Raw genomic sequence first — 23381 nt, 5'->3', positions numbered from 1 at the left:
TTACTAGTAGCGTATAAATGGTTGGAGCGGGAATGGCATTGGCGCTGGGCCAATGGGGGGCCATCTCCGCCTGGCGCAGGGATAGCAATGGACGATCTTGGTGTAGCTGTCGTAATCGAAGATGACGCGGATGTACGCAACCTCCTAGAAGGCGTACTGACCCAGGCGGGCTTCGAAGTACATACAGCGGTTGATGGGCGGACCGGGGTTGAGGTAGTCCGCAGCGAGCAGGCCAACGTTGTGACGCTCGATATCGGCCTGCCGGATATTGACGGATTCGAGGTTTTGCGGCGGATCCGGAATTTCAGCAATGCATATGTGGTGATGCTGACGGGCCGGACGGAGGAACCGGACCTGCTGTCGGCACTCAACGCCGGCGCGGACGATTACATCGCCAAACCCTTCAGGCCACGGGAACTCCGGGCCCGGGTGGCGGCGATGATGCGCAGGCCCCGGCATGAGATAGCAGGGGAGAACCCGTCCACTACGCAGTGGGGACAGGCCCCGGCTCCCGCTGCGTCGGCCGACCCTGGGGTGATGCGGCATAACGGGCTCCTGCTGAACCACCGGACACGCACGGTGGAAGTCAAGGGCGAGCCGCTTGGACTGACCCGCAGTGAGTTCGACCTGCTGCATGTGCTGCTGAAGGGCGGTGGTGCCGTGTGCACCAGGGCTGACCTGGTGCGGGCCGTGCGGGGCGATTTCTATGAACGGGACACCTACATCAGCGAGGCGGATGAGCGCGCCGTGGAGGTCCATGTGGGAAACCTGCGGCGCAAGCTCAAGGAGGACCAGTTGTCGCCGCGCTGGCTGCAGACGGTGCGCGGGGTTGGGTACCGGCTGGCGCCGCGGCGGCCGGACGATGCGTAAGGGCTAGCCCTTTTCCAGGATGTAGGTTGACTGCAGCTCGGACACCGTGCGTGCCCCGTCCAGGGCCACGCCTGCCATCATCGCCTGCCCTTGGACAAAGTCACCCTGCCGGATCACACCTTCCAGGAGTTCGGCGAGCTTGGCCAGCCGCAGCCCGCCAACCATGGCGGAGCTGATTTTGAGGCTGATCACGGCGTCCAGGGCGGAGTCCTCGTCCTGGCTCTCCACTGCTGTTCCCAGGCGGGCAAGCCGCAGGTCCCACATGGCGGCGTAGTCCCGGGCGAAGCGCTGCGCCAGCCCGGACCCGGCCAGCTCGTCCTCGAGTTCCTCCAGGACGGCGGCGTCAACCAACGGCAAGAGAGCAGCCGTTTCCAGTGCGGGAGACGCGCCGGCGGGGGGAGCGGGGGCGATAGGCGCCGTGACCCCGGCCAGCGGGGAGTCCGCAGCGGGGCTCTTTCCGCTGGAACCGGGATCGTGACTCTGCATTGTTCAAGGCTACTTCCTGGAAATCCTTCGGTGTCCCATTTCTTGTCTTTCTGTGTAAACCTTGAGGCAACCTTGCTGCCGCACTGAGTTTGCTTTACTGTCCGCTGAAGGTCATCACGGTATTGATCACGGCCGGTCCCAGGATGGCGATGAAGAGGACCGGAAAGATAAAGAACAAGAGCGGGAAAAGGATCATGACGGGCAGCTTCATGGCCTTTTCCTCGGCCCGCTGGCGCCGTTTGACCCGCATGACTTTAGCCTGGACGCGCAGGACCCGGCTGATGGCGATCCCGTAGGTGTCGGCCTGGACTACGGCCTGCACGAAGCTGCGCAGTTCCGGGATGTTGGTCCGTTCGGCCAGTGCGATGTAGGACTCGCGGCGGCTGCGTCCCACCTGCATGTCCTGCAGGGTGCGGACCAGTTCCTCTGCAAGCGGGCCCTTGCCGTTCTCGCCCGCGCGCGCCATTGCACCTTCGAAGCCAAGCCCGGCTTCCACGGAGATCAGCATCTGGTCCAGCGTGTTGGCGAGCTCAAGCTGCATGGCCTTCTGCCGCTCCTGCCCTTTGCTGTAGAGGAGCAGGTCCGGGATGAAGTAGCCCAGGAACAGGACGAAGAGCCCGGCGAGCTTCATCAGGGGACTGCCTCCAACCGCTGCCAGGTAGCCGCCCATGGCCACGCCGGCCAGGCCGAGGGCGAGCTTGGACCCCAGCACCTTGCCCAGCGGCATGGAGGCGGGCCGGCCGGCGAGGGACAGCAGGCGGTCCAGGAATGCGACGTAGGCAGGGGGAGTGAGCCGCCGGCCCAGGGCCTCGAGCCGCGCCGGCGCTCCGGCTGGTGCGGCGGCGACGGCGGGTGCACCGCGGGAGAGCAGATCGGTGACTGCCAGGCGGCCCTGTTTGTCCACGGTGAGGACGGACCAGGCCAGCGCTGCCAGGGGGACGCAGACCAACAGGACGGAGAGCAGGACGATCAGGTTCATGGGGCCCTCAGAACTTCAGGTCGATGATCTTGCGCATCCACAGCGCGCCGATGGTCATCAGGACAAAGGAGGCGCCGATCATCACCCAGCCCAGGGGATGGGTGAACATCGAGTTCATGTAGCTGGGGCTCACTGCCAGCAGCATGGCCACGATGCCGAACGGCATGGCGATCAGGATGTAGGCGGAGAACTTGCCTTCTGCCGCCAGGGCCTTGATGTGGCCCTTGATCTCCGCGCGCTCGCGGATGGTCTCGTTGACCTGGTCCAGTACCTCGGCCAGGTTTCCGCCCACTTCGCGGTTGATCTGGATGGCCTGCGAGATCCAGACGAAGTCCTCGTTCTTCATCCGGTCCGCGGTGTCGTTGAGGGCGGCGAGCAGGTCACGGCCAAGGCTGGTTTCGGTGATCACCCGCCGCATCTCCTCGGAGGTGGGTTTCTGGGACTCAGTTGCGGCGGCGTCGATGGCGCGCAGGATGCTGTGCCCGGCCCGCAGGCCGCCGGAGAGCAGCTGCAGGGTGTCGCCAAGCTGGCTGTCGAAGGCGGTGCGGCGCCTGCCGGCCAGGAATCCGAGGACCAGTTTGCCTGCGAAGGGTGCCAGCAGGGCGAGCAGCAGTCCCACCAGGGGACCCACTGTCACTATGCCAACCAGCATCCCGACGCAGGCGCCGATTCCCACCAGGAGGAAGAATTCGGCCTGGCTGAGGCGCAGGCCGGCGTTCTCCAGTTCGGGGCGGGAGAAGAGCTTGACGTTCCGCCCGGAGAGCAGCCGTTCGAAGGACCTCACGCCGGAGAGCGCCAGGCGGGACAGCGAGGACGGCGGCTCGGGTTCAAACGGACGACGGCGGTCCAGCGGCACCGAGGGGGCGCTGGGCAGGAGCACGGCCACGCCGAGCAGGCAGATGGCTGCCAGGAGGATGACGGTTCCGATGGCGATAATCATGGCCGCGTCCCTACTTGGCGCCCGGGGTCAGCGGCCCGGCGAAGACGGCGGGGGACACGTGGATGCCCAGGTCCTCGAACCGGTCGATGAACCGTGGCCGGATGCCTGTGGCAACAGGCTTGCCCAGGAACCGGCCTTGCGCGTCCACGCCGGCCGAGTAGTCGAAGACAAAGGCGTCCTGGAGGGTGACGATGTCACCTTCCATGCCCTGGACCTCGGTGACGTGGGTGATGCGGCGGGAGCCGTCCCGGAGCCTGGAAATCTGGACGATGAGGTTCACGGCGGAGGCGATCTGCTCACGGATGGCGCGGAGCGGAAGGTCCATGCCGGCCATCAGCACCAGGGTTTCGAGGCGGGCTACTGCGTCGCGAGGCGAGTTGGAGTGCACGGTGGAGAGGGAGCCGTCGTGGCCGGTGTTCATCGCCTGCAGCATGTCCAGCGATTCGCCGCCACGGACCTCGCCTACCACGATCCGGTCCGGACGCATACGGAGGGAGTTGCGGAGGAGCTCGCGGATGGTCACCTCGCCTTTGCCTTCGGTGTTGGGCGGCCGGCTTTCGAGCCGGACCACGTGGTCCTGCTGGATCTGCAGTTCCACGGCGTCCTCGATGGTGACGATCCGTTCGTCCGCGGGCAGGAAGGAGGACAGCACATTGAGGAGCGTGGTCTTGCCCGTGCCCGTACCGCCGGAAACGATGATGTTCAGCTTGGCTTTGACGCAGGCGTTCAGCAGCTCGGCCATCTCCGGCGTCAGGGTCCCGAAGTCGATGAGGTTGCGGACCGTCAGCGGGGTCTTGCTGAACTTTCGGATGGTCAGGGAGGACCCGCCCACTGCCAGCGGGGGGATGACCGCGTTGACGCGGGAGCCGTCCTCCAGGCGGGCGTCCACCAGCGGTGAGGACTCGTCAATGCGGCGGCCCACCTTGGATACGATGCGTTCGATGACCTTGCGCAGGTGTTCCTCGGAGCTGAACCGGGATTCGGCGAGCGTCAGCTTGCCTTTGCGTTCCACGTAGATCTGGTCCATGCGGTTGACCATGATTTCGGTGACGGCCGGGTCATCCAGCAGGCGCTGGAGGGGGCCGTAGCCCAGTACGTCGTCGGCGACGTCCTGGACCAGGCGGGTGCGTTCCTCGGGGGTCAGCGGCACCTGCTCGGCGTCGACGATGCGGGTGAGTTCCTCCTTGGCGGTGCTCCGCAGCTCCTGTTCGCTGACGGCGGCGTCGTTGAAACGGGTTCCCATGCGTTCGAACAGGGCGGTGGCCGCCCTGTCCTTCATGGCTGCGAAGACGTCCACCTTCGGTGCGCTGGGCACCGGCTGTGTGCCGGCGTCGTGCGTTGAATGCACGACGGCGGCGTGCGCCGGAAGGTGCCGCTCCGTGCTTTCCGCTGGGGACGGCGAGGGCGCAGGTGCCGGACGCGGTGCCTCAAGCAGCGCGGTGCCGGATGCCTGGCTGCGCGACTGGGCCGCATTGATGCGTTCGGAGAGTTTCATCAGATGACCACCCTTCGGTGAAGTTTCCGCTGGGTCTGCGTGCGCCATGCCGGATTGAAGCGCTCCACCAGCTGGCGGAGGCTTTTGACGGCGGGGTCCTTTTTGGATTCCTGCAGGACGGGGATGCCGCGGTTGGTGGACAGTGCCACGGCGCGGGAGCGGGGGACGCTGACGTCCACGGGCGCGCCGATGGTTGACTCGACGTCCTGGACGTTCAGGCCTGCCTTGGCGTCGGCCATGTTCAGGACCACGTGGCGGGATTCGGGCATGATGTCCAGCTGGCGGAGGACTTCCAGGCCGGAGCGCAGGCCTCGGAGGCTGGGGATGTCCATGGCGCTGACCCAGACCACGTCCGTGCACTGCTCCATGGCGGCGAGGCCGATTTCCGGCATGCCGGGGGCGGTGTCCAGCACAACGTACTGGAACTCCTGGGCCAGCTGTTCCAGCAGGTGGCTGACCTGCTCCGGGGTGATGTGGTCCGCGTCCACGGGGTTGGGCGGGGCGCACAGGGCGTAGATGCCTGCCGGGTGGACGGTGAGGAAGGCTTTGAGGACCAGGGAGTCCTGGGCGGCCGCGGGAGTGACGGCGTCCGTGACCGTGTGCTCCGGGTTGAGGTACAGGCCGGAGGCGACGTCCCCGAACTGGAGGTCAAGGTCCACGATGACCACGCTCATGGGCGCGATCTGGCCCAGGCCGATGGCGATGTTGGTGGCCAGGGTGGTCTTGCCCACGCCGCCCTTGGGGGAGAAGACGCCGATGACCAGGCCCTTGCTGTTCTGTTCGGCGTGTGTTTCCGGGTTCCGGTGGCGGGTGGCGAAGGACTGGCAGGCGCGTTCCAGCAGCACCCTGATCTCCGCCGCGTCCGCCTGCGGGCTGAGGATGTCGCGGATGCCGGCGCGCATGGCGTGGAGGAGTGCGGCGGGCTCGACGTCGCTGACCAGGACCAGGCTGAGGCCGGGGAGCTGGACGTCGAAGACCTTGGCGAACCGCAGCGCCTCTTCGTACGGAACGTCAGGGCCGATGATCAGCACCTCCGGCTGCTCCTGGTTGAGGAGGGCGAACAGTTCTGCCGGGCCGGCGGGGAGGATATCGCTCGCGATGGTCTGGACGGTTCCGCGCAGGCCGTTGGCGACGGCGGCACGCAGCTTCTGGTCGAAGTCGCCGTTGGGGGAGAGGAGGACGAAGCGGCTCACTTGTACACCGTGTCCTTCCTGGCTACGAATGGGCCGTTGTCCTGGGCGTCGAGGGATTCCTTGGTGAGCCAGAGGCTGCCATTCAGTGTGGTGAAGATGATCTTGTTGGCGTCCACGTCGCTCACCGCCACGGTCACCATGAAGGAGCCTTGGGGAAGGGTGGTGTCCTGCGGGTTTGTGCCGTCGGTTGTTTTCTTTGCATCAGCTGCTTGCGGCGCGCGTTGGACGGCTGTAACCAAGACCTTGCGGAGGGCCAGCTGGGTGGTGGGCTCAGCCGGCTTCGACTTGTCAGCCCCACCGGCGAAGCTGAAACCAATGGCAACATGGTCGCCGGCTTCAAGACGGCCACCGACAACCATTTTTGGTTCCAGCTCGAAGGTCACTTCCTGCATGCCTGCCGGCACCTTCGGGACGCCGCTGCTCTTGGCATCCTTGGGGGCGACGAGGCGTTCGGCGAGAAGTTGTTCGCCCGGGACCAGGTCCACGGCGGCCACCGTTCCGCCTTTGCCGTCCAGTGACGTGAGGGCTGTTGCTGCAACGCCTGCCGCTGGCACGTCCTCGATGACGAGCGACGCCGTCATGTCGTTCACCGGGGTCCCGGCGGGTATGGCCTTTTGGACAACCAGGACCTTCTTGGGGTTGGTGCTGGCCATCGCTCGTGCATCGGCGCCGTTCGCATAAACGATGATGAGGAGGGCTCCCACAAGCGCCAGGGCGACGGCGGCCGTTCCGGCGAGCAGGCGAGACTTCACGTTGGACTCCGTGGTGTGTTGTTGGTGAATTAGAGGGTGAGCCGGGCAACGCTGGCGCCAAAGTCCGGGACGTTGCCGAGTTCAAAGCCCTGGGCGAGGGAAACGTATTTCACGAAGTAGCCCCGGATCGTCTTGTTGGTCACTTTTGTGCCTGCCGTCCAACCGATGCTTGCGAACTGGTATCCCGTCACATGGAAGGCCGCGAACCCCTTGACGTAGTACTTCCCGCTGGAACCCGTGCCGGTAGCTAAATCGTATAAAGGCAGGAGGACGGTTTGGTTGTTCATTTGATTGAAATCGGTCTGACTGCAAGTGGACGGGACACTTGCTCCAACGTCACTGGAAAACCAGATCCCAGCATTGCTGGATGCGCCCGCCGTTGCTGTTATGGAGCATTTAGTGGAAACGGTTTGGATCCAGCCGAACCCGCCCGGGATGCCTCCACACCCGTTGACTGACTGTTCTAACACCTGTTCGGTGCCCGCCGTCGAACCGGCGAGGATGTCTAACTTGCAGTAGGCGATGGCCAGCGGAAGGATTACGGGACCCTTGGAGGGAATCCCCCACGTGGCAGACGATTTTGCCATTACTTTCTCGCTGCTGATCCCGAGGGCACGTGCGAAGTAGAGCGAGACGGAGTCCTGGGGTGCACCATCTTGTTTTGCCGACGTAGTCACGCTTACTGTTCGCGCCGCCTTGTCGAGCTGAATGGATGAGACGTTACTTTTCCCGTCCAGTGCATTCTGATTGGCCAGGCTGGCTGCCAGCGCCGACGTTGTTGAACACGTTGGATCCGTCAAATTGACACCGCACTTTTGCGCCATGGCGAGCGCCGAAGCATCGGCGCCACTTTGCAGCTGTGCCCGTTCCGAGTAGATGACGCCTACATCGACGGCAATCGCCACGAAGCCGAGGAGCGTCACCATGAGGATCGCGACTATGACGCTGACCGCGCCGCGATCGCCGGGCTGGTGGGCGGCCCGTCTGTCCCGGCTCAGCCCCCGCACAACATAACTCCTTTGCCGGTCATGGGGAACGGCCCCGCGATGCCGGTAATCGTGGAAAGCGTGTACTTGACGGTAACCGTCACCTGGGTACCCGTGCTGCACGTGGTTGGGCTCACGGTAACGGCGGATGAGGGAATGGTTGAGCTGACCGACGCGGCTGCCGTCTGGACTGCGCTCGCGGCCGCGGTTGGGTTGTTGTTGATTGCCATCACCCGCACACCGTCCCGGGCCGCGTTAGTCAGGGTGATTTGGGCGTTGTAGGCGCGGCCGAACTCGATGGTTCCCAGCACCAGCATCAAGAGGAGGGGCAGCAGGATCGCGAATTCAACGGCTGCCGCGCCGCGTTCCGAATCGCGTTTCACCTGCTGCTCCTCCTCTTGGGTTGCTTGTTCCTGCGGGGCAGGCTGCCGCCGTTTCGATATGGGGTCCGGAACGGTGGGGCTAGCTGGTGGGAACGGCGGTTGCAGACGGGTGTGCGATGTCCTTGGTGACGCCCGTGAAAAGGGTTCCCAGCTGTCCGCCGAGGGTGCTGACAGCGACGATGATGACAACGGCGATGAGCGCGACCATGATGCCGTATTCAACGGCCGTTGCGCCCTTTTCGCTGCGAAGACGGATCATGACTTTGGTGTAGAGAGAAAGCATTTTGACTCCTGAGCGAGACGGATTGGCTGGCACTGCACCAGCACTGAATCGAAGTTAGCAACCTCAACCGGCAGCTTGACCGGATTTTGCCGCATCCTGCGCAAAGCCTTTACGGGGTGCGCTTTCACTGCGCTTTTGGTGGGTTTGGCCTGCGCTGATGCTCTGGTTCGTAGCTGACTATGGGCGCACAAGAGGACCCCCTCGGTTCTGGGTGCCGAGGGGGTCCGGTTTATGTGGCGCCATTAGGCGCGAAGCTGACAGCTTCTGCTAGGGGATACCGAGCGCGGTCTTAATCCCGGTGGTTAGATGGTCGAAGAAACCATTGAGCGACAGGCCGAACAGGCCCACTCCAGCCACAATCACAATGGCAATGAAACCGACTGTGATTCCATATTCTGTGGCGGTTGCGCCGCCTTCCTCAGCCCTTAGACGCTGCGTAAAACTTCGGATCAGCGACAATGCCTGTACTAGTTGCTTCATGACTCCTCCTAGGAGAACGCGGCGATGATGTTCATGACGGCCGGCCCCAGCAGGATGATGAAGAGGGTCGGAAAGATGAAGAAGATCAGTGGGAAGAGAATCTTCACTGGTATCTTCATGGCGTGTTCCTCGGCGCGCTGGCGGCGCTTCATCCGCATTTCGTGGGCCTGCACTTTTAGCACCTTGGCGATGGCGATTCCGTAAGCATCCGCTTGGACGATGGCCCGGATGAATGAGCGGAGGTCGGGAACGTCAACACGGTCGGACATGTCCAAATAGGCTTCCTTGCGGGAGCGGCCCACCTGCATGTCTTGCAGTGTCCGCATCATTTCGTCAGCCAGGGGGCCGCCTCCATTTTGCGCTGTGCGCGCCATAGCAGCTTCAAATCCAAGACCAGCTTGGACAGAGATCAACATTTGGTCCAGAGTGTTCGGCAGCTCCTGCCGAATCTTGTCTCTCCGCTTCTCAGCATTACTGCGAATCAAGAGGTCAGGTGCAAAATAGCCAAACGCAAGAGCGGCAATGAGAATCGCGAAGCGTGCCGGCTCTGGCGAGGCGAGGAAGTAAAACAGGGCCAGAAGTCCGGCACCGAGGGCGAGCAGCGGCTTCACCACCAAGAGCCGCTCAAGGGGCCACTCCTTGGGGCGCCCCAGGGCAGCGAGCTGCTTGTCCAGCCATGCGACATAACGCACTGGCGTGACCTTGCGGGCCACTGCGCTGAATTCCACGGCCAAACTTTGCGGAGCTGCGTTCCTTGCGCGTTGTCCTAGGTTCGCCTGTATGTTCCGAAGGGCAACCCTATCTGTAGCGGCTACCGACCACACGAGATAGGTGATGGGCAAAACGATGGCGAATATGGCTCCGAGTGCAATGGGTGACATGTCGCGCTCCTAGTACTTCGGCTTAATCAGCCGGCTGAGCCAAAAGCCGCCGGCAGTGAGCATTACAGCCGCAGCGCCTAGCATCAGGAAACCGGGAACTGTACTCGTGAACGTTTTCGCATATTGCCCATTGATCAGGATCAGGGCGAAGAACAAAACCACCGGCAGTCCCATGAGAACGGCAGCCGACATCTTTCCTTCGGCGCTTAGGGCCTTCACCTGACGGCGTATCTGGTTGCGGTCACGGATGGTTTCGCCGACGTGATCAAGCACTTCCGCCAAATCTCCGCCCACCTCCCGGTGGATCTCGATGGCTTGGGAGATCCAGCTGAAGTCTTCACTGCCGGTGCGGAAAGACACTTCCGTCATTGATTCGCCTAAGTCGCGGCCGATCCTGGTTTCGTTGACAATCCTGCTCAGTTCCTCCGACATCGGTGCGTCACTTTCACGTGCCGACGCGTCGATAGCCCGCAGGAGGGAATGACCGGCCCGCATACTTCCGGTGAGCATCTGCAAGGTGTCCGGCAATTGCTCGTCGAACTTGCTCTTGCGCTTGGAGGTAAGGACCGAAAGATAGACGAGCATTCCGGCGGGAACAACTGCGAGCAGAATGATCGCGAAGAAGAGCCCCCCAAGGAGGAAACCGAACACGCTCCCTGCCAGCGCGCCCGCGCCCATCATGAGCAGGAAGTCGGCAGGCTGGGCCTTCAGCCCCGCCCGTTCCAGCTTCTCGCGAGTGATCAGGAAATCGTTTTTTCCTTTGAGGCGCTTGTTAATGGCGCCAACGGCAGTATCAGTCAGGACGGTCAGCCTGGAAGCGCTTGCGGGCACATCCGGCCGGCGCCGTGCGAGCGGGATCGCATGCCCGGGTTTCAATACGACAACGAAGGTGACAATAATCGACGTGAAGATCATCAGCACCCCCGCGACCAGGATCATGACAGGGGCTTCTGGAGTTTCCATCTATCGACTCCTTGGCCCTTGGGCTCCGAATACGGAGGGAGAAATCCTGATTCCCAGTTCTTCGAACCTGTCCGTGAACCGTGGACGGACCCCGGTCGGAACAGGCTTCCCGAGGAACCTGCCGTTCGCATCGATGCCGGCAGAGTAGTCGAAGACGAAAGCATCCTGAAGCGTGACGATGTCGCCTTCCATGCCCTGCACTTCAGTTATGTGCGTCACCCGCCGAGTACCGTCGCGGAGCCGGGAGATATGGACGATCAGGTTAACCGCGGATGCGATTTGCTCCCGAATTGCCCTGAGCGGCAGGTCCATCCCTGCCATCAGGACGAGGGTTTCGAGTCGGGCCACGGCATCACGTGGTGAGTTGGCGTGGACGGTCGAGATTGAGCCGTCGTGGCCGGTGTTCATCGCTTGGAGCATGTCCAACGATTCGCCACCGCGGACCTCACCAACCACGATGCGGTCCGGCCTCATGCGGAGGGAGTTGCGGACCAGGTCACGGATGGAGACTTCACCTTTGCCCTCAATATTCGCTGGCCGGCTTTCCAGCCTGACCACGTGGTCCTGCTGCAACTGAAGCTCAACGGCGTCTTCAATGGTGACGATACGGTCCGTCGCGGGGATGAAAGAGGACAGTACGTTCAACATAGTGGTCTTACCGGTGCCGGTACCGCCCGAGACGATAATGTTCATTTTCGCGAGCACACAAGCTTGGAGCAGTTCTGCCATTTCAGGAGACAGGCTGCCGAAGCTAATGAGCTTTTGGACGGTCAGAGCCTCCCTGCCGAATTTCCGGATTGTCAGAGAAGCGCCGTTGACAGCCAAAGGCGGGATGATGGCGTTTACACGGGAGCCGTCTGCCAGGCGGGCATCCACCAGAGGCGAAGATTCGTCGATCCGGCGACCGATCCGGGTGACGATCCGTTCGATGACCCTGCGAAGCGCCTCCTCGTTGCTGAACTTGGTGTCAGTGAGAAACAGGTGGCCGTTCCGCTCAACGTAGATCTGGTCTGCTCTGTTGACCATGATTTCTGTGACGGACGGGTCATCGAGGTACCGCTGCAGCGGCCCGTGTCCCAGGACATCGTCGATGATCTCCCGTGTGAGTCGCTGTCGCTCACCCTGTGACAGAGGGACCTGTTCCTCATCAACCACTGCCTTCAGCTCATCCTTCACGAACTGATGGAGTTCGGCCTCCTCAAGGGATGAGTCCGTGATGCGGGAGCCAAGCCTCTCGTACAGTGCCTGGCTGGCACGTTCTTTAAGGCCCGTAAGCGCCTCACTCGCAATCCCACCGGTAACTTCTACCGTCACTGGTACTTGGGCTTGCTCTGCTGCCTGGGCCTGCTGGATGGTGCCCAAAGTAGAGGCGGCATGTGGGGAAATAGCGGGAGCGCCGGGATCGGACTCGCCACGCATCTTGGCAAAACGGTTGGTGAGGCTCACTGTACTACCGCCCTTCTGTGGACTTTCTTCCGCGGTGCTTCCCAATTAGGTTTGAAACGCTCGACCAACTTGCGCAGACCCTTGGCTGCTCCATCCCGGCTTCCGTCCTGAAGAAGGGGGACTCCTTTGTTAGTAGAGAACGGCACCGCGCGCGACTTGGGAAGAACCACATCCACTGGAGCGCCGATGGTGGCCTCAACATCCTGGACGGTCAGGCCTGTCCGCCGGTCCGCCATATTGAGAACCACATGTCGGTTATCAGGAAGCAGATCGAGTTCCGAAAGGATCTGGAATCCGGTTCGCAATCCACGAATGCTCGGCACATCCATGCCGCACACCCAAACGGCGTCCGTGGCCTGCTCCAGTGTTGCCAGAACGTGCTCGCCCAGGCCGGGTGCAGTATCGACCACCACATATTGGAACTCGGCCCGCAATTGGCGCAGGAGGTGGCTGATATTTTCGCCGGATATCCGATCCATATCGATGGGATTGCGGGGCGCGCACAGGACGTAGATGTTGCTGGGGTGCAGAGACAGATATGTTTTGAGCACCATTGCGTCCTGGCTTGCGGCACCCACCACAGCGTCCGTGATCGTGAAGTCAGGCTCGAGCATCAGGCCGCTTGCGATGTCGCCGAATTGGAGGTCCAGGTCGACGACCACCACGCTCATGGGTGACACCTGTCCCAAACCGATTGCCAGGTTGCTAGCAACTGTGGTCTTGCCGACCCCGCCTTTGGGAGACATGACCGCAATAACCCGCCCTCCTTCAGCGGCAGGACGCTCAGCAGTGTTCGGGGCCAAACCGCGGCGGCGTCCAGCGGCGGCAAGGCTTGCCCGTTCCACCAGTGCTCGGACCTGGTCCGTATCTGCTGCCGGCGGGATCAGGTCGCGGATGCCGGAGCGCATTGCACTCAAGGCGAGCTCGCCGTCGTCTTCCGCTGCCAAGACGATGCTGACTTCCGGGTATTGCAGGTCCATTACCGCGGCGAATTTGAGAGCTTCGTCCTGCGGAAGACCAGGGCCCAGAATGAGCACTTCTGGAGGTTCGCCGGCCTGCTGCCGAAGGATGTCGTCAGGGGACTCGGGGAGGTAAGCGGCTTGGAAAAACTGCAATGAGCCGCTGAGAGGGGCTACAGACGCCCGAACCTTCCGTTCGTAGTCGGTGGAGGGTGAGATCAAAATGAAGCGGCTCATTTGAATACCTTTGTCTGATTGACGACGCCGTTAGTGCCCTCGCTGGCGTCAGCCGGTTCTTTTGAGAGGTAGACCTTCCCGAATTCAGCTGCATAGACCAGCTTTTCGGTGTCGATGGCGTTCCGTGCGAAAGTGATCAGATAGGAATCGCTTGACGTTGGCTTGTTCTCGCTCGCGGCGTTAAGTGCGCCGGACGAGCCACCCTGTGTCGCCTGTCCCTGGGTTTGCGCCGCCGCCCCGGAGCTGAATTGAACCGCGGTGACCAGAACCTTATGGAACGTCAGCTGGGTTCCGTTGCCACCTCCTGCTTGGTCTGCCATAGAGATGAAGACGCCCACTGTGTCGCCAGCCTGGATTTTGCCGCCGACGACCCGTTCAATCCCCAGACGGAGAGTAATTTCCTGGAGTCCCGCAGGGACTGCTACCCGGGAGGGGCCGAGGTAGGCATTTGCGTCAACCAGGCGGCTGCTGAGCAACTGTTCACCAGGCACCAGTGCTACGGATGTGACCGTAGATCCAAGCGACCCCAGATCACGAACTCCATCGGCTGCGACGGCGGTGCGTGGCACGGGCTTGGTAGTCACGTATTGGGCGAGTTGACTGGCCGGCGTTCCGGCCGGGACGTTCTGTTTTACAACGAGTACGTCCTCTGTTTCTGTGTTCGCCAATGCGCGTCGGTCCGCGCCTTGGACGTAATTGAAGAGAAGGACCGTGCCAATGACTGCTACAACCAGCGCGGCGATGCCTCCCAGTAGGCGTGCTTTCATTACTTTCCCCTTAGATTTTTACTTGACCAGATGTGGCGGCAGATCCACGCCGCCACCGTCATAGCCGCCGCCGCCGTAGAGCGTCGGGTCGGCTACCCATTCGACAAACTTGCCTCGAACGCCGCGGTCGCTGCCGCCAAGACCTGTCAGGTCGCCGCCTTCGGCTCCGGGGAAGCTGTATCCGAGGAGAAGGAACGCGGCATAGCCCTTGATGTAGTACTTGCCGCCCGCGCCGGTGCCGCTGGCGGGCGTAAAGACGGGAAACAGAATTACCTTGTTCAGGTACGTGGGTATGAGTGCCTTGCATTCCGAGGGAATGCTCAGGCCCGTGTTTGTCATGGCGTATGGGTCGGTGACGCCGGCTGTTGTCGGATCGTCCGGATATACGGTGGCCTGGCACTTGCCCGGGTCCGGCATCAACCATTCAAATCCGCCTGGTATGGCCGCGCCGGAGGGGCTGTCACTGACACAGGTTTCACTGCCGTGAGTCAGAATTGTGTGAACCGTTCCGTCGACATCGAACTGGCACGGCGCGAACGTGATGGGCAACGTAGCCGGACCAGATCCGGGCGATCCCCAAGCGGCTGTTGAGGTGGCGCCTACCGTGACCGGCCCCGCGTTCAGCGCGCTCGCAAACATTTTCGCCAAAAAGCTGTTGGAGCCGTCTCTTGTCGATGTCGTGACCGTAACCTGGCCGGCCACACTCAGGTCCACAGCAGCGTCGCTGGCACCATCATTGGAGTTCGCGTTGGCTAGAGGTCCAGCCAGTGAGGCCACACATGGTCCAGGATCACAGCTCTTGGCCACGGCAAGCGCGCCTGAATCTGCGCCATTCTGGAGTTGTGCCCGCTCGGCATAGATCTGGCCGACATCAACAGCCATGGCGCCGGCACCGATGAGGACCAGCATCATGACCGCAACCATGACACCCGCCGCCCCGCGTTCACGAGATTCTGCATCCCCATGGAATCTGGTTAACCACCGCATTGCATGGCTCCTTTGCCTTTGAGAACCAGCGAGGACCCGAAAAACCCTGTGAGAGAAGTCCCCGTGTAGGTCACGGTTACGGATGCAGTTGGCATTGGAGTCGCAGCCGGGCACGTAGCCGCCGAGTAATCGAAACTCAGCAGCGCTGTGTTGATGGATGGTGCGCCGGTTTTGCCCGCGGCAGTTGCCTTTGTGGCATCGTGGGTGATTGCCATTGTCCGGGCCGCTTCACGTGATGCTTGCGTGACCGACACTTGGATGTTGTAGGCGTTAGAAAACTCAACGATTGCAATGATCAACGCGACGAGAATCGGCGCTACAAGCGCAAACTCGACGGCAACGGCTCCCCGCTCTTTGTCTTTTCGGTTTCTGGGGCTGCGTTTCAATGGGTCCCCCTGGACAGTTGCAGCGTGAAAAGGGTTCGGTGTGCCGCGCAGTTGGCGCGGCACACCGATCCCGGATGATTACCAGGCGCCGACAGTGCCGGCTAGACCATTGAAAAAGGCATTCAGGTTAGTGCCGAAGAGGGTCACCCCTGCGACAATAACCAAGGCAATTAGTCCCACGAGCAGTGAGTACTCAGTGGCCGTTGCGCCTTTCTCGGTGGTGAGGATCGTCCGGATGGCAACTGCCAGTTCTCGAACAAAGGCATTGAAGGTTGACATTTTGGCGTCTTTCTCTAGTTGGCGCTGGCTTCTACCAGGCGCCAACCTTGCCTGCGAGTCCGTTGAAGAAAGTGTTGAGGTTTCCGCCAAATAGCGTGACGCCAGCGACGATCACCAGGGCAATCAACCCTACGAGAAGGGAGTATTCCGTGGCAGTCGCTCCCTTTTCAGAGTCAAAGCGATCCTTGACGCCGGCGACGAAAGCCATCATCGAGACCATGAGAGAAGTCATTGTATTTTCCTTAATTCGGTGAAATTGATCTGGATTTATTTCAACGAATTTCCAGCTGCCCCCATAAATCCTTAGCGGCTGGACTTCGCTAAGAAGAGATTGTCACTAGGGCATATACGGCAACAACGCGTAGTGGTACTCGACTTTTTCAAGGCGTGCGAAAAGTACGTACTCGAAAGCGGGAGGTGGTACTCAGTCATCGTTTGCAGGTACCCGGCGGGCTACTTGTACTGGCCACTCCGTGGCTCCGGTGTGAGCACCGCCCTGCGGCTAAGCGATGAAGAAGGTGACGGCCGCTAGGGCGCATAGCATCGAGGGTCCATGAGGTACTTCGGTGGCTTTATCCCGGCCTTTTCGGCTGAGCACAAGCACAGTGACAATGCCATTCAAGACGAAGCCGATGAGCCCTCCGTAGAGGAGGTGGCTCCAGCCTAGGTACCCCAGGTAAAGACCGACAGGTGCTGCGAGCTTCACGTCGCCCATCCCGATGCCGCCGGGAGAAATTAGTCCCAAAATCAGGTAGCCAGCAAACAAAATGACGGCTCCGAGTGTTGCGCGAAGAAAATCATCAGATTGCTTACCAAATATTTCTGGCAATAAAAGCAGTAAGAGACCGCCGGCTAGGAGTGTCAACACGAGCGGATTGGGCAGTAAATGCAGCGCCACATCGATCCTTGCCAGCTGGACGCCCAACACCGCAAGTAATAGGAATGCTGGAAGGCTCAACGCGCTGCCGAAATGTACCGCAAAGGCCGCACACGCGACGCCGGTTAGCGCCGCCGTCGTAATTCTTGCCTGCAGGCGCGGTGCTTCTCCGAGTCTCGGGAGCAGCTTTGCTATCAGGAGTTCGGCGATGGGGGAGAGGATGCACCCTGTGAGGGCGGCGCCAAGGACTAAGAGCACGCTGATCGAGTCCCCGTTCGCCGCTGACAGCACTGCATCCCCCTGTGTTGAGTGAACCGGCACGGCCCCGGCGGCCCCCGACTACCTCATTTTGACCCCGAACCACCTGACGCGCTAATCTTGGTAGTCGTTGTGCGTGTCCTATTCCGATGGTGCGTGCCCGCTTGAGAATCCGGTTGCAGGATAACTACTCAACGGGCACATTCGGAACCTCAGGATGACTGGTTACATGGAGCCCTCACCTCTGTTCCGGTAGCGCGCAGACAGTAGGTGCGCGAGCTAGCGACACCTAAACAAGAACGCCAGAACAAGAACGAGGCAAACACCGTGCGTACGTACACCCCGAAGCCCGGCGATATCAACCGCCAGTGGCACGTCATTGACGCCACCGACGTTGTCCTTGGTCGTCTTGCAAGCCAGACCGCAATCCTGCTGCGCGGCAAGCACAAGGCCACTTTCGCATCCCACATGGACATGGGCGACTTTGTCATCATCATCAACGCTGAAAAGGTAGCCCTGACCGGCGCCAAGCTGGAGCAGAAGCGTGCATACCGCCACTCGGGCTACCCGGGCGGCCTGACCTCCGTCAACTATGCGGAACTGCTGGAATCCAACCCGGTCCGCGCCGTTGAGAAGGCCATCAAGGGCATGCTCCCCAAGAACTCCCTGGCTGCCCAGCAGCTCGGCAAGCTGAAGGTGTACCGCGGTGCTGAGCACCCCCACGCCGCCCAGCAGCCCAAGACTTTCGAAATCACCCAGGTCGCCCAGTAGTCCTGGCCACCAAACAACTTATCTATACAAGGAGAATCGTGGCTCAGAACGAAGAGACCACCGAGGTCGTCGAGGCCGAGGAAAACCTGACCAGCTACACCTCTGAAAGTGCAGCTGCTGAAGCTGCGCCGAAGAAGGAGCGCCCGGCCCTGACCGTTGCCGGCGCAGCTGTTGGCCGCCGCAAGGAAGCCGTTGCACGCGTCCGCGTTGTGCCCGGCTCCGGCAAGTGGACCATCAACGGCCGCGAGCTGGCGAACTACTTCCCCAACAAGCTGCACCAGCAGGACGTCAACGAGCCCTTCAAGATCCTCGATCTTGAAGGCGCCTACGACGTTATCGCCCGCATTCACGGTGGCGGCATCTCCGGCCAGGCCGGCGCACTGCGCCTCGGCATCGCCCGTTCGCTGAACGAGATCGACGTCGAGAACAACCGCCCGACCCTGAAGAAGGCCGGTTACCTGTCCCGCGACGCTCGTGTCATCGAGCGTAAGAAGGCCGGTCTCAAGAAGGCCCGCAAGGCTCAGCAGTACTCCAAGCGCTAAGACCGCTTACACAGAAGCCCGTCCCGCCGTTTGGTGGGGCGGGCTTCTGTGTTATTTCAATCTGGTAGTTGCCGCGACAAATCATAAAGACGAACTCCGGAGAATTCCCGGTACGGATAGTGGTCTTCAATCCAAGAGACAACAGATAGCGTGTTAGATCCAGCGGACCAGCTTAGAATCCCCGGCTGGTGTATGTAGTAGTGCACCTCTCCTGCGCGTACATAGTCCTTGAAGGAATCCAGTGCCGGATAGGAATCCAATGCAGAAAAACCGCCGATTGACATTACTGCACGATTCGTGGCGAGCTGGTACAAAGCTGCATTTTCGCTTCCCGTCGTTGCGGCTGCCCAACGCGTGCCAGAAGATGTTGCCTCAACATAGGCTGCGATTTCTGGGATCACGGGTTCACCTCGTGACAATGCGTACTTGCTCCTTTCGTCCAGCCGTAATTGATCGGCGTCCCGTTTGTGCCAGCTGTCGGCAGTCGGAACGGGTCCAGAAATCGGAAACGATCCTTGCTGGGGAGTTGATATGGACTCTCCGACGAACAAGGAAGGGACCAAAAGTATTGTCGTGCCTGCCACTAAGAGTGACATTGCAACGGCTCGAGGTCGTTTGATTGTATGGGGAAGCAGTAAGGCTCCGGCCGACGCAAGCGCTCCGACTTTAATTCCCAAAGATGCCCAAGGCTGCCAGCCCTGAAACCAGGTGAGCATACCGGATGTGAGCACAGCGCAGAAGAGCGTTATGACTGCGGCCCCTCGCATATAAAGCGTCCTGTTTCGGTTCACCCAGAACGCTTCGAAGGCGGCGGCGCCCGTCGATGCCATCGGTAGAGCCAGCATCGACGTATAGTACGGGTGAATATCACCCGTCATGAAGCTGAGCACTGTGAAAGTGGTCAGGAACCAAGTGACCAGTAGGGTTGTGGCATAAGACTCCAATTGGGACGCGCTGCGGCGGCAGAGTCTGATGACCAGTAGTGCGGCACCCACGAAGGCAACCGGCAGTAGCCACGCCACCTCGGGAGCGTAGTTGATGGTGAAGAGGCGGATTAGACTGGCGTCATATCCAACTACTCCTGAAAAGTCTTTTGGATTAACTGCGCCCAGATCCGTCTGGCCGGTTAATCGACCGAGGCCGTTGTAGCCAAAAGTAAGGTCAAGAAAGCTGTTTGTAGATGTTCCACCTATCCATGGTCTTTGCGACGGCGGGGTGAGTTCAACGATGGCTATCCACAATGAGGGCGGGATAAGCGCAACCGCTGCGCCGGCAGACAAGTGAAACAGTTTTGCCCGCAGTCGGCCATCACCGAACACCAAGAACGCCAGTACGAGCGCCGGTACCAGAATCCAACTTTGGAACTGTTTGCACAGGAATGCAATCCCAAGAATCAGTGAGACAGCGTAAAGGTACCTCGCCTGGTGCTTTTCTAGAGCCTTCACGGCGAAGAAGACCGCCAAGGACCAAAGAAGGAGGAGTAAGGCATCCGGATTATTGAACCGAAAAATCATGGAAGTTACCGGAATTAGGACCACAAAAAGTCCAGCGGTAAGGGCTTGGCGCCGACTGGACCAGCAGAGAGTAGTCCTGTAGACCGCGGCAACTGTTGCAATCCCCATCGATGCTTGTGGTACCAGGACACTGAGCGAATTGAGGCCGAATAGCCTTATAGACAATGCGATGATCCATAGATGCGCTGGCGGCTTATCTACCGACAGGCCATTTCCTGCATCAGCCGAACCGTAAAGCAGACCTTCGAAATCTGCAGCGCCTACTTGCGCCGCAGAGGCATAATAAGGATTGCCCCATCCATTTATCGTGAGGTTCCACAAGTAGACGAAACCGGCCACTCCATATAGCAACGCCTCCGGCCAGTATCTCCTCCATAGTTCAGGCCTGGGTGCATTTGGTTGTCCTGTACTCGGTTCATCGAGTGCTGACGTTATAGACGTTTGAGCCATCTATCTTCTCCGCTTCAAAGTTTGCTTTGACCCAGTCCTGTAGGGCGATAAGGTCCTTGCTGTTGCCTGGCACCTTCAGCTGCTCTTGCTGTTCGACCACATAGCAGACCTGACCGGCGGATATTGCCGCCTGAAATTGTTCCAGGGTCGGTGTTGGGTCCACGGCAGCGAATCCACCAATCGCCATCACAGTGCGTCCTGTTGCAAGTTGATATTGAGCGGCCGTCTGGCCGGGATAAGTCGCAACAGCCCACGTGCAACTCTCAGGCGCCTTCCGAATTAGGTTTACCATTGCGGGGCTTGGCTTCATACCTATCGCTATGCCTGTTGCCCAGGCGGGCTCTTGTTGCTTGACCCCCTGCAGAAACCTACTCAGCGTATTTGCATTTTTAGTTAGCCCACCTGACACGGGATTGGATCCCTCTTGCGGCGACTGTAGCGTGAGAGCTGAACAAAAAAGCGGTCCCACAAGGAGTGCGCTCACCGCAATACTTCCGGCAAGGCGTGGAATCCACTGTTGTGGGGCCCGGACGGCAAGGGCTGCAGCTGCAGACACCCCGAGGAGCAGAAGGCTGGTCCCCAGCCAATCCGGATAAGCGCTGCTGACCTGCCACATCCCGTGCGAGAAAACGACACTTACCACCACCGCTAGTGCCACGGTCATGCGGCCAATGCGGGTCTTCACCACTCGTCTCATTATGTCGATCCCTAGACCAACACAGAGGGCCATGGGAAGCGCTAGGGAGGAAGTGTAGTAGGAGTGAAAGCTACTGCCCATAAAGCTGAGCACCATATAGGTCGTGATAGTCCATGCACTCGCTGCACAGGCCAGAATCGACTGGCGACGGGTGTAGCTTCCTTTGGCGACGAGAACAGTCGAGCCTATGCAGGAAAGCAAAGCTGGAAGCAGGAGCCAACCTATTTCTTGGCCGTAGTTTGCATTGAGCAGCCGGAAGAATCCGGCATCCGATTCTACGCTGCGAAATTGGTCTGGAATCAGGGCCGCAGAGGGAGTATCACCGTGCTGCAGGATGCGATCGAGGCCGTTGTATCCCATTGTGAGTTCGAGCATGCTGTTTGTTGTCGATCCGCCTATGTACGGGCGGCTCGAATGGGGCATCAAATCTACGAAGAGCGGCCACAACAGGGAACCAATCCCCAGGGTGATGCCGGCGATGCCTAGCCCGCTCACCCGCTTGCGCCAAGAAATTGGCGCATATAACAAATATGTAGCGGCAACGGCGGGCAGTACCAGGAAGGCCTGCAATTGTTTAGTTAAGAATCCCAAAATAAGAAGGAGACTTGCCAAAAGCATATATCCGAAGCGGCCGGTCTCGGCTGCGCGGACACCTGCGTAGAGGGCACAGACCATCAGAAGAATCATAAGGGGGTCCGGGTTGTTGTACCGAGCCATTAGGACAGTGATGGGAGCGAAAGCATAAACAGTTCCTGCCATTAGGGCAGTAGAGAAGGAGAAGCAACGCCTCGTAAGCCGGAACAACAGGAACGTGCTGACGAGTGTCATTACGGCCTGTGGAACAATTAAGGACCAAGAGTTGAGGCCAAAAATTCGGACAGACATCCCCATCACCCAAATGCTTAGTGGGGGCTTATCGACCGTGATGAAGTTACCCCAATCAGCCGAAGCGAAGAGAAATGCTTCTACGTTGTGCTGGCCTGCTTGTACCGCCGCAGAGTAATAGGCGTTTGCCCAGCCATTTCTGTCGACAGCCCAGACGTACGTGAGCCCTGCCACGAGCATTAGGGCGCCAAGAGCCAATCTCTCCAGATGCTGGTGAACAGGGACCTCGCCTGTCCGCTTAGCTGTAGTCGGCTGTTCTTCTGTGAGTTTCACAGGCCGGACTTTCCTGCATGCGCCATCCGGATGCTGGACGCCCTGCCTGTCGTTCGGCTCGCTCGGAAGACCCAAAGCCGAAGGAGCACGAACCTCACCAAAGTTGCGAAGATATTTGCCGCAGTGAGAACAAGGAGTTCCACCCTCGGGGCAGCATCTGAGTGCACTGAGTGCAGTACCAACAAGGATGAAGATGTGATGCTCCAGGCCAACAGGAAGACCAAGAAACCTTGAAATTGTTGGATCAACAATTTTTCTGGACCACTGATGCCAAACGTAAACCTGCGGTTTGCTGCTGTATTTCCTACAGCTGTAAGAAGGAGTGCAAGGAAGTTGGCTTCCTGAGACCCCAAAGGCCCTTGCATCATGAGATACAGCAGTGCGAACGCCATTGTCGAGGCGACCCCTACAAGTCCAAAACGGAGCACCTGGCCAAAGAAGCTCGGCCGGCCGACTGGCGCTATTGGGCCGCGCCCTAATTCGGCGTAGATCGCCTGGACCGGGATGAGTCCCCGTATCAGGGACGAACCGACCCGGACCATCCCGCGGATGTCATCCAGGGCGGTCTGAGTAATGTCCACCCGGCTGTCAGGGTCATCCACCCAATCCACCGGGATTTCATGGATTCGGAGCCCTGATCGCTCAGCAATGATCAGGAGTTCGGTGTCGAAGAACCAGCCGTTATCTTCCACATGTGGAAGGAGACGGTGCGCGACGTCAGCTCGAATGGCTTTAAACCCGCACTGGGCATCCGAAAACCGCACCTGCATGGTGCGCCGCAGGAGAAAGTTGTAGGACCGGGAAATGAACTCCCGTTTGGGCCCTCGGCTTACCCTCGAACTCTGCCCCAACCTGGTTCCGATTGAGATGTCAGAGTGCCCGGACAGCAACGGGGCCACCAGCGGTGGGAGTGCCGCAAGATCAGTAGAGAGATCCACATCCAAATAGGCGAGGACTTTTGCATCGGAAGCGGTCCAGGCATCTCTCAGTGCCAGGCCGCGTCCCTTGGTTTCAAGGCGGCGGTAATCGACGTTGTCCAAGTGCTCGCTGAGTCGAGCGGCAATCACCGGAGTCCTGTCGGTGCTTGCATTATCGGCGATGGTGATTTTCCACGTCGACGGCATTTCATTCGTCAGATATTCGGCGAGCCTTGTGATGCTGCGTTCGAGTACCGCTTCTTCGTTGTAGACCGGTACTACAATTTCGAGCGCCAAGCCCCCATAGCTAGGTGTCATGCATGGATCGTAGGGGCCGCCAAATAGGCGTGGCGAGGGTTTAGAGCAAAGACAGGTAACAACGCAAAAAAGCAGGTAGTCCCAGTAATTGGCCGAAGCAACAGGCAGGTACTCACCAAGTAGATCC

General features: G+C 60.2%; 26 protein-coding genes. 3 read left to right on the top strand and 23 right to left on the bottom strand.

Features of this window, described 5'->3' with window-relative positions:
- Positions 1 to 87: 87 nt before the first annotated feature.
- Entirely contained in the window at positions 88 to 870 is a 783-nt protein-coding gene (locus ACTAQI_RS10160; RefSeq protein ID WP_457950870.1) for a response regulator transcription factor, read from the top strand.
- A 3-nt stretch (positions 871 to 873) separates the two neighbouring features.
- Here ACTAQI_RS10160 and ACTAQI_RS10155 read toward each other — a convergent pair whose 3' ends face one another.
- From ACTAQI_RS10155 to ACTAQI_RS10060, 20 genes are all read right to left on the bottom strand, one after another.
- Complete coding sequence (locus ACTAQI_RS10155; RefSeq protein ID WP_457950869.1) at positions 874 to 1356, bottom strand: Hpt domain-containing protein; 483 nt, start codon at positions 1354 to 1356, stop codon at positions 874 to 876.
- Between the two features lie 94 nt (positions 1357 to 1450).
- Complete coding sequence (locus tag ACTAQI_RS10150; RefSeq protein WP_457950868.1) at positions 1451 to 2335, bottom strand: type II secretion system F family protein; 885 nt, start codon at positions 2333 to 2335, stop codon at positions 1451 to 1453.
- Positions 2336 to 2342: 7 nt separating this feature from the next.
- Positions 2343 to 3275, bottom strand: coding sequence for a type II secretion system F family protein (locus ACTAQI_RS10145; RefSeq protein ID WP_457950867.1), 933 nt, complete (start codon positions 3273 to 3275; stop codon positions 2343 to 2345).
- A gap of 10 nt (positions 3276 to 3285) precedes the next feature.
- The gene (locus ACTAQI_RS10140; protein ID WP_457950866.1) at positions 3286 to 4770 is read right to left on the bottom strand and encodes a CpaF family protein; all 1485 of its coding nucleotides are present in this window, start codon (positions 4768 to 4770) and stop codon (positions 3286 to 3288) included.
- The gene (locus tag ACTAQI_RS10135; protein WP_457950864.1) at positions 4770 to 5963 is read right to left on the bottom strand and encodes an AAA family ATPase; all 1194 of its coding nucleotides are present in this window, start codon (positions 5961 to 5963) and stop codon (positions 4770 to 4772) included. The genes ACTAQI_RS10140 and ACTAQI_RS10135 overlap by 1 nt, the downstream gene beginning before the upstream one ends.
- Entirely contained in the window at positions 5960 to 6715 is a 756-nt protein-coding gene (cpaB, locus tag ACTAQI_RS10130) for a Flp pilus assembly protein CpaB (protein WP_457950863.1), read from the bottom strand. The genes ACTAQI_RS10135 and cpaB (ACTAQI_RS10130) overlap by 4 nt, the downstream gene beginning before the upstream one ends.
- A gap of 29 nt (positions 6716 to 6744) precedes the next feature.
- Positions 6745 to 7722, bottom strand: a complete 978-nt coding sequence (locus tag ACTAQI_RS10125) for a pilus assembly protein TadG-related protein (protein WP_457950862.1) — start codon at positions 7720 to 7722, stop codon at positions 6745 to 6747.
- Complete coding sequence (locus ACTAQI_RS10120; RefSeq protein WP_457950861.1) at positions 7710 to 8084, bottom strand: TadE/TadG family type IV pilus assembly protein; 375 nt, start codon at positions 8082 to 8084, stop codon at positions 7710 to 7712. The genes ACTAQI_RS10125 and ACTAQI_RS10120 overlap by 13 nt, the downstream gene beginning before the upstream one ends.
- A gap of 79 nt (positions 8085 to 8163) precedes the next feature.
- Positions 8164 to 8367, bottom strand: a complete 204-nt coding sequence (locus ACTAQI_RS10115; protein WP_457950860.1) for a Flp family type IVb pilin — start codon at positions 8365 to 8367, stop codon at positions 8164 to 8166.
- Positions 8368 to 8634: 267 nt separating this feature from the next.
- On the bottom strand, positions 8635 to 8847 hold the full coding sequence (locus ACTAQI_RS10110) for a Flp family type IVb pilin (protein ID WP_457950859.1): 213 nt from the start codon (positions 8845 to 8847) through the stop codon (positions 8635 to 8637).
- An 8-nt stretch (positions 8848 to 8855) separates the two neighbouring features.
- On the bottom strand, positions 8856 to 9575 hold the full coding sequence (locus ACTAQI_RS10105; protein ID WP_457950858.1) for a type II secretion system F family protein: 720 nt from the start codon (positions 9573 to 9575) through the stop codon (positions 8856 to 8858).
- A 162-nt stretch (positions 9576 to 9737) separates the two neighbouring features.
- Entirely contained in the window at positions 9738 to 10691 is a 954-nt protein-coding gene (locus ACTAQI_RS10100) for a type II secretion system F family protein (protein WP_457950857.1), read from the bottom strand.
- Positions 10692 to 12137 (bottom strand): CpaF family protein, encoded by a 1446-nt coding sequence (locus ACTAQI_RS10095; protein WP_457950856.1) that lies wholly within the window; start codon positions 12135 to 12137, stop codon positions 10692 to 10694. It abuts the gene before it with no gap.
- Positions 12134 to 13333, bottom strand: a complete 1200-nt coding sequence (locus ACTAQI_RS10090) for an AAA family ATPase (protein WP_457950855.1) — start codon at positions 13331 to 13333, stop codon at positions 12134 to 12136. Before ACTAQI_RS10090 ends, ACTAQI_RS10095 begins: the two co-directional genes overlap by 4 nt.
- A complete protein-coding gene (gene cpaB, locus ACTAQI_RS10085; RefSeq protein ID WP_457950854.1) occupies positions 13330 to 14100 on the bottom strand; it encodes a Flp pilus assembly protein CpaB in 771 nt (256 codons plus the stop codon). Before cpaB (ACTAQI_RS10085) ends, ACTAQI_RS10090 begins: the two co-directional genes overlap by 4 nt.
- An 18-nt stretch (positions 14101 to 14118) precedes the next feature.
- On the bottom strand, positions 14119 to 15087 hold the full coding sequence (locus tag ACTAQI_RS10080) for a pilus assembly protein TadG-related protein (RefSeq protein ID WP_457950853.1): 969 nt from the start codon (positions 15085 to 15087) through the stop codon (positions 14119 to 14121).
- Positions 15075 to 15473: a TadE/TadG family type IV pilus assembly protein gene (locus ACTAQI_RS10075; protein ID WP_457950852.1), complete on the bottom strand. Its 399-nt coding sequence runs from the start codon at positions 15471 to 15473 to the stop codon at positions 15075 to 15077. Before ACTAQI_RS10075 ends, ACTAQI_RS10080 begins: the two co-directional genes overlap by 13 nt.
- Before the next feature lie 78 nt (positions 15474 to 15551).
- Positions 15552 to 15752, bottom strand: a complete 201-nt coding sequence (locus ACTAQI_RS10070) for a Flp family type IVb pilin (protein WP_457950851.1) — start codon at positions 15750 to 15752, stop codon at positions 15552 to 15554.
- 31 nt (positions 15753 to 15783) lie between these two features.
- Positions 15784 to 15984, bottom strand: a complete 201-nt coding sequence (locus tag ACTAQI_RS10065; RefSeq protein WP_457950850.1) for a Flp family type IVb pilin — start codon at positions 15982 to 15984, stop codon at positions 15784 to 15786.
- A 270-nt stretch (positions 15985 to 16254) separates the two neighbouring features.
- Complete coding sequence (locus ACTAQI_RS10060; protein ID WP_457950849.1) at positions 16255 to 16920, bottom strand: prepilin peptidase; 666 nt, start codon at positions 16918 to 16920, stop codon at positions 16255 to 16257.
- 294 nt (positions 16921 to 17214) lie between these two features.
- On the opposite strand from ACTAQI_RS10060, the gene rplM reads away from it, so the two are divergent.
- Positions 17215 to 17658, top strand: coding sequence for a 50S ribosomal protein L13 (gene rplM / locus ACTAQI_RS10055; RefSeq protein WP_015937805.1), 444 nt, complete (start codon positions 17215 to 17217; stop codon positions 17656 to 17658).
- Between the two features lie 38 nt (positions 17659 to 17696).
- Entirely contained in the window at positions 17697 to 18200 is a 504-nt protein-coding gene (gene rpsI, locus ACTAQI_RS10050; RefSeq protein ID WP_457950848.1) for a 30S ribosomal protein S9, read from the top strand.
- Between the two features lie 56 nt (positions 18201 to 18256).
- Here the strand turns inward: rpsI and ACTAQI_RS10045 are convergent, their stop codons facing one another.
- The 3 genes from ACTAQI_RS10045 to ACTAQI_RS10035 all read right to left on the bottom strand — a co-directional run bounded on the left by ACTAQI_RS10045 (position 18257) and on the right by ACTAQI_RS10035 (position 23254).
- Positions 18257 to 20053 (bottom strand): ArnT family glycosyltransferase, encoded by a 1797-nt coding sequence (locus ACTAQI_RS10045; RefSeq protein ID WP_457950847.1) that lies wholly within the window; start codon positions 20051 to 20053, stop codon positions 18257 to 18259.
- 76 nt (positions 20054 to 20129) lie between these two features.
- The gene (locus ACTAQI_RS10040; protein WP_457950846.1) at positions 20130 to 22019 is read right to left on the bottom strand and encodes an ArnT family glycosyltransferase; all 1890 of its coding nucleotides are present in this window, start codon (positions 22017 to 22019) and stop codon (positions 20130 to 20132) included.
- A complete protein-coding gene (locus tag ACTAQI_RS10035; protein ID WP_457950845.1) occupies positions 22016 to 23254 on the bottom strand; it encodes a glycosyltransferase in 1239 nt (412 codons plus the stop codon). Before ACTAQI_RS10035 ends, ACTAQI_RS10040 begins: the two co-directional genes overlap by 4 nt.
- Between the last annotated feature and the right edge of the window lie 127 nt (positions 23255 to 23381).

Source organism: Pseudarthrobacter sp. alpha12b (assembly GCF_054130495.1).
Note: the sequence above shows the minus strand (reverse complement) of the source record. Positions and strands in the feature narration are given on the sequence as shown.